The 11,769-nt window shown below is 58.3% G+C and carries 12 protein-coding genes; all 12 read right to left on the bottom strand.

Annotated elements, in window-relative coordinates; genetic code table 11:
* The coding region (gene pyrR / locus M7F93_RS09240) for a bifunctional pyr operon transcriptional regulator/uracil phosphoribosyltransferase PyrR (protein WP_298172358.1) at positions 1–392 on the bottom strand (392 nt) is incomplete at its 3' end.
* Positions 389–820: a Holliday junction resolvase RuvX gene (gene ruvX / locus M7F93_RS09245; protein WP_298172361.1), complete on the bottom strand. Its 432-nt coding sequence runs from the start codon at positions 818–820 to the stop codon at positions 389–391. The genes ruvX and pyrR, both read right to left, overlap by 4 nt.
* Positions 813–1,370, bottom strand: coding sequence for a YqgE/AlgH family protein (locus M7F93_RS09250; protein WP_298172365.1), 558 nt, complete (start codon positions 1,368–1,370; stop codon positions 813–815). Before M7F93_RS09250 ends, ruvX begins: the two co-directional genes overlap by 8 nt.
* Positions 1,371–1,440: 70 nt before the next feature.
* Positions 1,441–2,379, bottom strand: coding sequence for a glutathione synthase (gene gshB, locus M7F93_RS09255; protein ID WP_298172368.1), 939 nt, complete (start codon positions 2,377–2,379; stop codon positions 1,441–1,443).
* The gene (gene gshA, locus M7F93_RS09260; RefSeq protein WP_298172371.1) at positions 2,376–3,686 is read right to left on the bottom strand and encodes a glutamate--cysteine ligase; all 1,311 of its coding nucleotides are present in this window, start codon (positions 3,684–3,686) and stop codon (positions 2,376–2,378) included. The genes gshB and gshA overlap by 4 nt, the downstream gene beginning before the upstream one ends.
* Before the next feature lie 9 nt (positions 3,687–3,695).
* Positions 3,696–4,856: a citrate synthase gene (locus M7F93_RS09265; RefSeq protein WP_298172373.1), complete on the bottom strand. Its 1,161-nt coding sequence runs from the start codon at positions 4,854–4,856 to the stop codon at positions 3,696–3,698.
* A gap of 122 nt (positions 4,857–4,978) precedes the next feature.
* Positions 4,979–5,350: an iron-sulfur cluster insertion protein ErpA gene (gene erpA / locus M7F93_RS09270; RefSeq protein WP_461262194.1), complete on the bottom strand. Its 372-nt coding sequence runs from the start codon at positions 5,348–5,350 to the stop codon at positions 4,979–4,981.
* A 104-nt stretch (positions 5,351–5,454) separates the two neighbouring features.
* Complete coding sequence (locus tag M7F93_RS09275) at positions 5,455–5,928, bottom strand: phosphate-starvation-inducible PsiE family protein (RefSeq protein ID WP_298172375.1); 474 nt, start codon at positions 5,926–5,928, stop codon at positions 5,455–5,457.
* A 1-nt stretch (position 5,929) separates the two neighbouring features.
* A complete protein-coding gene (locus M7F93_RS09280; RefSeq protein WP_298172378.1) occupies positions 5,930–8,911 on the bottom strand; it encodes an FAD-dependent oxidoreductase in 2,982 nt (993 codons plus the stop codon).
* 54 nt (positions 8,912–8,965) lie between these two features.
* A complete protein-coding gene (locus M7F93_RS09285) occupies positions 8,966–9,946 on the bottom strand; it encodes an alpha-ketoacid dehydrogenase subunit beta (RefSeq protein WP_298172379.1) in 981 nt (326 codons plus the stop codon).
* Positions 9,934–10,920, bottom strand: coding sequence for a pyruvate dehydrogenase (acetyl-transferring) E1 component subunit alpha (gene pdhA / locus M7F93_RS09290; protein WP_298172382.1), 987 nt, complete (start codon positions 10,918–10,920; stop codon positions 9,934–9,936). Before pdhA ends, M7F93_RS09285 begins: the two co-directional genes overlap by 13 nt.
* Positions 10,921–11,395: 475 nt before the next feature.
* On the bottom strand, positions 11,396–11,769 hold a 374-nt coding region (locus M7F93_RS09295), incomplete at its 5' end, for a hypothetical protein (protein ID WP_298172385.1).

Genomic DNA, 11,769 nt, shown 5'->3' on the forward strand with positions numbered 1-11,769 from the left:
GGCAGCTCGTGCCCGCCGCGATCTACCAGCACCGCCAGACGGATGCGGGCCGGTCGCCCATAGTCGAAGATTTCATTCATGGCGGCGCGCACGGTGCGGCCGGTGTAGAGGACATCGTCCACCAGAATGATATCGCGGCCATCGACATCAAAGGGGATATCCGAGGCACGCACCTGCGGGTGCAGGCCGATCTGGCTGAAGTCGTCGCGATAAAAAGAGATATCCACCTGCCCCAGGGGCTGCTGCAAACCGAGTGCGGCGTGCAGGCTGCGCGCCAGCCAGACGCCGCCGGTAAAAATGCCGACCATCGCCGCCTGCTCCGGATCAATGAGAGGGTGCAACTCACGCGCCATGCCCTCTAACAGTGCGGTCACATCCCAGTCGGTCGTCATGCGTCGCCTCCGGCGTTATGAAAGGTCCACAAAATCTCGCAGGCAGCGGCCTGATCCAATAAACGGCCGCGCTTCTTTTGAGAAAAGTCGCGACCTTTCAGGACCAGTTCGGCGGCGTGACTGCTCAGGCGCTCATCCACCCAATGCATAGGCAGAGGGAAGCGGCGCTGCAAACTTTCCGCAAAGTTACGTGCCCGGCCCGCCATGAAGCCCTCACTGCCATCCATGTGCAGCGGCAGGCCCAGAACCAGCGCGCGCGGCTGCCATTCTTTGAGGATACGCGCGAAGCCATCCCAGTCCGGACCACCCTCGCCATTGCGCAGGGTGGCGACCCCTTGCGGCGCCAACCCCGACTCCCCCAAAACCGCAACCCCGATCCGGCGCTCACCGAAGTCTATCCCAAGCAGCGGCCCGCTCCGCTCAGGCATGACCCGCCGCACCACTGAGCAGCCGCATATCCACACCCAGCAAGCGCGCCGCAGCCTGCCAGCGCTCACTGGCGGGCAGGTCGAAAATTACCGCCATATCCAAGGGGCCGTGTAACCAGGCGTTATCCTGCAGTTCCGCTTCCAGTTGCTGTGCGCCCCAACCGGCATAGCCCAGGGTCAGCAGGTAACGCTGCGGCTCTTCGTGCTGAGCAATAGCCTGCAGAATATCCGGCGAACTGGTCAGCGCCAGATCGTCATTAATCTCCAGGCTGGAAAACCATTCGCCACGCGGCGAGTGAAGTATAAATCCGTGCTGGGGCTGTACTGGCCCGCCCCAGTACACCGGGCGATGGATCATTTCTTCAGAGGGCCGGATATCCACCGCACGCAGGGCGTCGGACATATTGATGTCCACCAGACGGTTGATAACCACACCCATGGCGCCCTCGGCATTATGCTCGCACACCACAATCACGGTGCGATCAAAAACGCCGTCGTGCAGCGCAGGCATGGCGATGAGCAGATGATTTTTGAGGGAGGAAAAGGTCATAGGCCCTATGATACGTGTTTTAATCAGCAAACGCAGGTGCCAGTGACCAAATGCAACGGACGTGGCGTCATTATCGTCCCCGCTCCAGACGTTGCCAAAGCAGATCCGCGGCATCCACCCCGCAGAAGCGCTTGATTTCCCGTGCCCCGGTGGGGCTGGTGACATTGATCTCCGTCACATATCCGCCAATCACATCCAGACCGACAAAAAGCAGGCCCGCAGCCCGCAAGGCAGGGCCGATCGCCGCACAGATTTCCTGGTCGCGGTCCGTAAGTTCTGCCGCAACGGCCTGTGCTCCGGCCACCAGATTACCGCGAAAATCCGAGGCCGAAGGCACCCGCAGCATAGCACCCAACACGGGCACGCCATCCACCAGGAGGATGCGCTTGTCGCCCTCGCGGATAGCAGGCAGATAGCGCTGCGCCATCACATAATGCTGGCCCCAGCCTGTCACCGTCTCCAGAATGCTGCCGACATTGCGATCCTGCAGGTGCAAATAAAACACCCCTTCGCCGCCCCTCGCCGAGAGCGGCTTGACGACAATCTCGCCATGCTCGACGAGAAAGGCTCGTAAATCCCCAAGATCACGGCTGACCAGCAAGGGCGGCAGAAAATCCGGGAAATGCAGGGCATAAAGTTTTTCGTTGGCATTGCGCAGGCTGATTGGATCGTTAACCACCCAGGTACCCGCGTGCTCCAGCAAATAGCAGGCAGTAAGATACTCTAGGCCAACGGGCGGGTCCTTACGCATCAGCACCACATTCATGTCGGCAAGAGGACGTTCTTCCAGTTCACCCAGCGTGTAGTAGTCTTCCACACCATCGCGCACGACAATGACACGTAATCGCCCCCAGGAGCACCCATCACGCAGAAACAAGTCGGACAGAGTAAACACCCAGCACTGGTGCCCGCGTGCCTGCGCCGCGAGGAGCATGGCGAAGGTCGTATCTTTAGCCGGTTTGATCCCGGCGACAGAGTCCATAAGTATAGCGGCCTTGAGCGCGCTCATTGACCGGCCTTCTGCGCATCCTGCATCCGCCAATCCGCCATCTCCCGGGCTGCGGCCACCAGCGCCAGGCGCGCGATGACACCATAGGCGTAATAGCGGTTTACCGGTGCATCGGGCGGTGATTTCCGGCAAGGCAGCACGCAGGTCTGACCAAAAGCCATAGGCTCAAAGTGCGCGCCCGGCGCATTCAGATTCTCATCACGCCCGCGATCGGTATGTACCCGATAGAAACCACCCAGTACCTGCTGGCCGATCATATAGACGACAGGTTCGGCCACGGCTTCCTGTGCCGTCTGCTCGAAGGTATATACGCCCTCCTGAATAAAAACATCACTCACCGGCAGCCCCTCTTTACTCTTGGCCATGCGGGTGCGTTCCTTGCGATTGAGGTCCAGGAACTCCTCACCCGAATAGGCCGTCATAATGCCCATGCCATAAGTACCGGCATCGGCTTTGACGATGACGAAGGGCCGCTGGCGGATGCCATAGTGGGCATAGCGCGCGCGAGTGAGATCCAGCACGGCATCAACATTGGCGACCAGACACTCGCGCCCTTCGGAGCGCATAAAATCAATGCCCTGACAGCGGCGGAAAAGGGGATCAATCAGCCAGGGATCAATGTCGATCACCTCCGCCAATTCCTGCGCGGCAGCACGATAATGGGCGAAATGCTGGGATTTGCGCCGATTACGCCAGCCTGCCGCGAGAGGGGGTAGAATAGGCTGTTCCAGATGTTCCAGTATTTCAGGCACACCACCTGACAGGTCATTATTCAGCAAAATCAGTTGTGCATCGAAACCCACCGTCGTCAAACGCCCATCGACCCGCTGCAACGGTTCAAGAAGGAGCAGGTTACCCGAAGGCAGATCATAAGCCGTGCGCTCTTCCACAATCAGTGAGCCTACACGCACTTCCAGACCGGAGAGTTCCAGCAACTCGCGCAACCGTGCCACATTCTCCAGATAAAAGAGGTTACGGGTGTGGTTTTCGGGTATTAGCAGCACCCGTTCCAGACCCGGATGATACTGATTCAGATAATGCTGAATAGCCGAAACATAGAGCGACGAAAACTCCGGATTGAGGTTATTAAATCCCGCCGAGAATACGTTGGTGTCCACTGGCGCCAGCTTGAAACCTGCATTGCGCAGGTCTACAGAGGCATAGAACGGCGGGGGCGTCCGCTGAAATTGCCCCCGAAACCAACGCTCAATAGCCGATTGCTCGGCGATCAGGTGACGCTCGATCTCCAGCAGGGCCTCTACCCGATCCGTGGCCAGGAAGGGAATATCCTGTAAAACTTCTGTCATACGTTTTTCCTAAGACCGTTGTACCACAGGAATATAGCCTTGGCCCTGTTCCCCTGTATACACCTGTGTAGGCCGGAAAATCCGGTTGTCCGCCAGTTGCTCCCGCCAGTGCGCCAACCAGCCCGCAGAACGCGCCATGGCAAAGATGGGCGTAAAAAGGTCCGCTTTGATGCCCATCTCGTGATACAGCACGCCCGAATAGAAATCCACATTGGCATGGATGCCCTTGGGGCCGAGTCGCTCCGTAGCCTGGCGTTCCACTTCTATGGCAATTTCAAAAAGGCGGCTGTGGCGCAGATGACCGTGACTGGCCAGATTCTCCATCATCTCTTTGAGAATCGCCGCGCGCGGATCGCGGGTCTTATAGATACGATGCCCGAAGCCCCAGATCTTGCCCTTGTTAGCCATCCTCTCATCGAGATAAGCGCCTACCCGCTGGACGGAACCGATTTCTTCCAGCATTTCCACTACCTTCTGATTGGCGCCGCCGTGCAACGGACCAGCCAGCGTCCCAATCGCCCCTCCGATAACATGGTAGGGGTTGGTGAGGGTGGAGCCGGTCACCAGCACGGAGAAGGTGCTGGCATTGATGGTGTGCTCGGCGTGTAGAATCAGGCAGGAGTCGAGGATTTTGGCAAGTGCCGGATCCGGCTCCCGGCCCGAGATCATATACAGAAAGTTAGCAGCATGACTGAGGTCGGGCCGTGGTGGAATGGGGTCATTACCAAAGCGCATCTGCTCCCACATGGCCACAATAGTCGGCATGCGGGCAATAATCCGCATCGCCATAGCATCCAGATGGGGCGTATTTTCGCGCTCGGCGTCGGAGAGTTCCTGTTGCGGGTAGAACATGCCCAGACTGGCTACAGCACAGTGCAGCATATCCATGGGATGCCCGGTCACCGGCATAAATTTCATGATTTCCCGGACATTGTATTTGACTTGGCGATGCGCGCGCAGCCCGCGATCAAATTCTCCCAGATCGGCGGCGCTCGGCAGGACGCCGTCCAGCAGCAAGAGCGCGACTTCCTCAAAGCTGCTGTGCGCCACCAGATCCGCAATGGCAAAACCACGATAACTCAGTAAACCAGCAGCACCATCAATGTTGGAAATGCTGGAGTGGGTTGCAGCCACGCCCTCCAGACCTGGCGCAAAGTTCGGTTCCGCCATACAGCACTCCTTTTATCATTCGGATGATCATGGCCGTCGGGCGACCATCATCATAACCTGCCCGTAAAATAAAAGGGAGGCCATCAGCCTCCCCTTGGGGGCACTTCAGTACCATCCGGCAATCAAGCCGAGAAAGAAGACCCACAACCGCAGGTGGTTGTCGCGTTGGGGTTCTTGATGACGAACTGCGCACCTTCCAGCCCCTCGCTGTAGTCGATCTCTGCACCTACCAGATACTGATAGCTCATGGGATCGATCAGCAGGCTCACGCCAAACTGATGCACTTCCGTATCGCCTTCATTCATATTCTCATCAAAGGTAAAACCGTACTGAAAACCGGAACAGCCACCACCCGTCACAAAGACGCGCAGCTTCAGGTCTTCAGAGCCCTCCTCTTCGATCAGCGAGGCAATCTTGTCCGCTGCGTTTTGCGTCAGGGTCATAACCGGGGGAATAGAATCCAGATTGGTCATTGTTTCTGTTGCTGTGCTCATTATGCATCGCTCCATGCGCCGCAGCGCTTTATTCAGTGGATACCCGAGTATTTTGCTCGCTTTTACGCGCAGCCGTCAAGCCGCGCCACGGACCGCGTTAACGCTCACTCCATGCCGGAATGTCCGGGGGCAAAGTATACTGCCGCAATACGCGCGCCGATCAGTACCGCCAGCAGCACCGCTGTCGCAAACAAATCCAACGGACCCATACGGTGGGCGTAAAGCCCGATGAACAGTTCGCGCAACACGAAAACAATAGCCACTTCCGAGAGCACGCGCAAACGTATCCGATGAAATTCGAGATAGTCGGTGAAGGTGCGGAAAAGTTCGATCAGCACAAAAACGGAGAGGACATCCGCCACCAGGCCCTGTATCGCCTGCTCCTGACGGAAGGCCAAGACCGTGTCATAGACATCCCACATCAGCCCGACCACGGCGGCGAGCAGCGTGATCAGCATGACAAAAATCAGGACGATCACAATCAGATCGAGCATCTTCTCGTAAAAGCGCAGAATTTTACCGCGCGCTCCGCTGAGCAGCGCGCCAGGAATTAGCTCCTGCGGGTCCCCTTCTGTCAAATCAGCCCACCCCTTTGGCGGAGCGTCGCAGGCGGGACAACAGACGCCGCGCCATTTCGCCGAAGAGCTCAGTCTGCGTTGGATGGGGATGAATGGCTTCGGCCACCTGCTCCAGCGTCAGACCGGCGCTCACCATCAGGACCGCCTCACCCACCAGGGTATCCGCATGATCGGCCAGGAAGTGTACACCGACAATGCGATGGCTGACCTTGTCGGCGACCATTTTGATCAGACCATCGGTCTCGCCGGTCATCATCGCCTTGGCATCAATGCTCAGGGGCACCTTGACCTCGACCGCGTCCATGCCCGCGGCCTTCGCCTGCTCCAGGGAGAGGCCGACAAAGGCGCACTGAGGTCGGGTGAAAGTCACACCACTGTCCTTCGCTGCGTCGTAGCGAACACTGTGGCCCAGCAGATTGGCCGCCGCAACTCGCCCCTGCCGGCCCGCCGTGTGGGCCAGCATGTAACCGCCAATGACGTCACCCACGGCATAAATATGGGGCACATTGCTTCGCCCGGTCGCATCCGCAGCGATGGCGGCCCGCTCACCGAGCGTCACGCCAGCCGCCGCAAGGTTCAGACCGCTGGTGTCCGGGCGCTTGCCCGTCGCTACCAGCAGCAGATCGCAAGCATAGGTCGCGGCCTCTTCACCGACCTGGTAATGGACCTCCAACTGGCCAGCCTGCCCGGCGACATCCGCCACTTTGACGCCGGTCAACACCTGCAAGCGCGGGCTGTTATGCGCGAGGGCCTTCATCAACTGTTCCGCGACCTCCTTTTCCATCTCCGCCACCGGCCGGGGCAAGGCTTCCAGCACCTGCACTTCGGCACCAAAGTCATGAAACATCTGTGCCATTTCCATACCGATGGCTCCGGCACCAATGACGCAGAGGCGTTTGGGAGGCTGCTTCAAGTCCCAGACCGTATCAGAAGTCACGGCGGCGCCACTCCTCAACGCCTCCCGAATACCGGGAATCGGCGGCACAAAGGCCGGAGCACCCGTCGCGATGACACAAGCGCCAAAAGTCAGAGTCCGCGCATCTTTACCGCTGATCTCGACACTATGATCGCCGGTGAAGCGGGCGTAGCCTTCCAACACCTGAATCTTCATACCCTGATCGGTTTTCAGGGCCATTTCCCCGCGCGTCTGGAGAATGCCACGCCGATGCTGCTCCAGTTGCACCCAATCCAGCTTGGGCGTGCCCAGCGTCAGGCCCATAGCCGCATCATGCTCACGGTCACGGATACGGTCCGCAGCGGCGCGCCAGGCCTTGGAGGGGATACAACCGCGCCACAAACATTCGCCACCGGGCAGCGGTGCGTTATTGACCATAGCCACCTTGATGCCGTTCTCCACCAGTTCGCGGGCGCAGTCTTCACCACCGGGGCCAGCACCGATAACCAGTACCTGCACATCATAATCACCTGCGGGAATCATTGGGTCGGCATTGCCCAGCCAGGCCTCAGGATGCTCGATCGCCTGCTTCAGATCCTTGAGGAACAAGGCCGCTTCGGCACCATTGACCACCCGATGATCGGCGGTAATAGTGATAGGCATGCCCTCTAGACCATTACCCGCGATGGCGATGATCGCCGCTGTACCGGGAGTGACGATCGCATCAAACTGGGTGATGCCATACATGCCCATGTTGGAAATGGTGAAAGTGGGATTGGTGTACTCGGGCGGACTGAGACGACGCTTACGCGCCTTCTCTAACAGAGGATTCCATTCCGCCTGCAACTGATCGAGGCCTTTGCCTTCCACATCCCGCAGGACCGGCACGACCAGACCACCATCTTCCGTGGTCGCGGCAATACCGATATCATGCTGCGCGCGCTCCACAATTTTATCCGCAGGCTGATAAGCGGCATTCACCAGCGGATGTCTGCTCAGAGACTGAGACGCGGCCTTGGCAATGGCTACGGTAACCGAGACGTTATGTGCCTTAGCGATGCGAATCAACGCCTCGGGTTTCACCTGCACGGTGACATGAAACACGGGAATACTCAGCGAAGCGACCATCGCCTGACTGATGGCTCGTTCGATAGCCGTCATGGCCCGGCCGTTACCAGGCACGGCGGACTCAGGAGCGCGTACAGAGGTCATCGGTGCCACATGGCTGCCCGCCGCAAGCACGTCGGCGGCAACAATCACCCCCGCCGGGCCAGTGCCACGCAGGTTGTTGAGATTTATCCCCTGCTGACCGGCTAATTGCCGGGCGAAAGGACTGGCTGCTCCCTGCTGCGGACGCGCTGCGGGATGCGCGCCCGGCAGTATCGCAGGCATAACGGCGGCCGCAGGCGGGACTGACGCAGTAGTTCCCGTGGATGTCAGCACCGGGGTGGGGCTCGCCGGAGGCGTCGTCGCATGAACGACAGCTGCAGCATCGTCACGACGCACCATCTCCGGCGACTCCACCAGCCAGGCGAGGACACCACCCACGGGCACTACCGTATCTGGTGCCGCCAGGGGGCCGGAAAGATAACCCGCGCGGAAAACCTCTACATCCATGATGGCCTTATCCGTCTCCACCGTCGCCACAACGTCACCGCGCTGAATTTTTTCTCCCAGGGCTTTTTCCCAGGACACCAGCACACCTTCAGTCATGGTATCGGAGAGCTGCGGCATTTTAACCGCATAGCCCTCCGGGGTCGGCACTCCGGCCGGAGCGGGCGCATCTGCTACAGTAACCATGGCTGCGGGCGTCACCAGGGCGGAAACAGACACGGTCTCCTCGGCCGTCTCGGTGAGGTAACCGATAGCCCCGCCCACCGGGATGACACTGCCGGCCTCGGCCAGAGGCCCTGCCAGATAACCCGAGCGGAACACCTCCACATCCATAATGGCTTTATCCGTTTCTATCGTCGCCACCACATCGCCGCGCGCCACCCGCGCGCCCACGGGCTTCTCCCAGGAAACAAGCACACCCTCCGTCATGGTGTCGGAAAGTTGCGGCATCTTGATGACGTAAGGTTCAGCCATGTTTCACCATTATTGAGTCAAACCGAGATTGAGAGGAGACAAACCACCAGAATCTTACCGGCCCAGCATCTTCCGCGCTACGGCGATAACATCGTCGGCATTGGGGATAGCCGCCTTTTCCAGACGATGGCTGTATGGAATCGGCACATCCAGCGCATGCACCCGCACCGGCGCCGCATCCAGATCGAAGAAGCATTCTTCATTGATGATCGCGATCACCTCGGAACCCACACCCACTGGGGCCTCATCTTCTTCGACAACAATAGCGCGATGGGTCTTGCGCACGCTGGCCGCGATACCGGCCCGATCCATAGGCTTGAGCGCCCGCAGATCGATGACCTCGGCATCAATACCATACTCCTGAGCCAGCTTCTGCGCCGCCTCCAGCGCCCAGTGCACACTGATGTTGTAAGCAAAAATGCTGACGTCCTTGCCCGGCCGCATCACTTCGACCCCTTCCAGTGGGGTGAAGAATTCCGTATCCGGTATTTCGCCCTTGAGGTTGTACATGGCCTCGTGCTCAATGATTACCACCGGATCATCACAACGCACGGCGCTTTTCAGTAGACCATAGGCATCACGCGGCGTTGCCGGAGTCACCACCCGTAAGCCGGAGATGCCCATGAAGACTTTCTCCATGCGCGCCGAATGCTGGGCACCCAACTGGTGCGCCGTGCCGCCCGGCAGTCGCATCACAAAGGGACAGCGGATACGACCACCGGACATATAATGGATCTTTGCCGCATTGTTCATGAGCTGATCCATCGCCAGCCAGGCGAAGTTGACGCTCATAATCTCGACGATGGGACGCGCCCCGACCATGGCCGCACCCACACCGATACCGGTGTAGCTGTTTTCGGAGATGGGGGTATCAATCACCCGTTGCTCGCCGTACTTGGCAAAGAGGCCGCTGGTCGCCTTGTAGGTACCGCCAGCGACGCCAATATCCTCACCCATGGCAAAGACCAGGGGGTCCCGCGCCATTTCCTCATCGTGGGCACGCAGGATACCCTGCCAATACATCATTTCAGCCATGGCTGTTTGCCTCCTTCTACATACACATAACGGGCGACGTCTTCGACGCGCGGCTCCGGGCTCTCGGTGGCAAAGCGCACGATCTCGTTCTCGATTTCGTCTTGAATAGCCTCGTCCGTGGCGTGGAACTCATCCTCGCTGAGCACCCCGGCTTCTATCAGGCGACGCTTGTAGATACCGATAGGATCGCGCTGTGCCCATTCTTCCACCTCTTCCTTGGAGCGATAGGCGCCCGAGTCAGACATGGAATGACCGCGCAGACGGTAGGTCATCAGCTCCAGGAAGTAGGGTTTGCGCTTTCCACGCACATGCTGCACCGCCTTTTCGGCGTGGGCCATGACCACATCAATATCCTGACCGTCGCACTGCGCCGCCTCAATGCCATAAGGGGCCACCCGCTTGTACTGATTGATTTCCACCGTCGAACGTTCGATGGCGGTGCCGATGCCATACAGATTGTTTTCGCAGATAAAGAGCACAGGCAGATTCCACAGGCTCGCCATGTTCATGGTCTCATGGAAAGTACCCTGATTGTTGGCACCGTCGCCCAGAAAGCAGATGGAGATTTCATCGCTGCCACGCAACTGGATCGCCTTAGCGAAACCAGCGGCCAACGGAAAGGGACCACCGACCAGTGCATAGCCACCCATGAAGTGCACATCAGGATCAAAGAGGTGCATGGAGCCACCGCGGCCCTTGGAGCAGCCCGTTTCTTTGCCAAAGAGCTCTGCCATCAACGCCTTGGGATTCATCCCCGACTTCAGCGCATGAATATGGTCGCGATAACCGGTCACCACGTAGTCCGAACCGGGGCGGGCCTTCTCCAGCACACCGATGGCACAGGCTTCCTCACCGGGATAGAGGTGCAAAAAACCGCCGATCTGGCGTTCGTGATAGGCCTCAGCACAACGTTCCTCGAAACGGCGGGCAAAAAGCATTTCACGCAACAGGCGCTTCTGGTCCGTGGCGTCCATGGTCCTCCCAGGCAAAATAATGGACCGCACCACCGGGATGCAGGTCGCGAGTGAATGTTGAGAGCAAAATCTTGGGAATAATGGCCTAGGGTGCGGCAAAGCGTCAAGCGTGCCGGCATATCAAAACCTCATCGCGCCCGCAGGGATGACACCCCCCCAACAAAGTCAGATCAGGCTTAATAACGGCAGAAAAAATACTTGGAATAATTCAAGGCGCACAAAAAATGGGCGGGAGGGCCGCCCATGAATATTGCTAGAGGAGGGTACACAAGCATAACCAGTTCACCACATCGCGACATCAGTAAAGCAAAGTTCATGCCGATACGAAGAACCAGCAGAATCAAGGCATATTCATCCGCCTCTGGCAACAATTGCCCCGACATGGGACGACAGAGCGTTGGGTCGGTGCATTATTCCCTGACATGGAACCAACGAAGCAAAAAAACATTCGCCTCCGGGACGCATAAAACCAGCATTACAGCCATAGCGGGTTTTTCAGCAAGCCCCAAAAGACTCGGGACGGTTGTTGGATGATGAGATTCAGAACAAAGAATAGTTTTCGCTGACCCAAGAGCAATGCACCACCATGATGCACATATGCACCGCAATGGTGCGCCATTATTCTCTGCTGGCTCGCAGCACCGCCACCCCAACATCTCCAAACCTTATTTTTTGCAGGTTTACAACTGAAAAGCCGTGTTGTGGTATATGGCACAAATCGTGCTTCGTGCATTCTGCCATTTAACGAAAAAGGAGCAATCTTGATGAGTACCTTTACCACCCCCACGACACATCCCCGCACCGGCAGCAAGCGGAGCTTAACAATCCTTGCTGTCGCGGTGTTATCCA

This window comes from Acidithiobacillus sp. (assembly GCF_027322205.1).
Lineage (GTDB): Bacteria > Pseudomonadota > Gammaproteobacteria > Acidithiobacillales > Acidithiobacillaceae > Acidithiobacillus.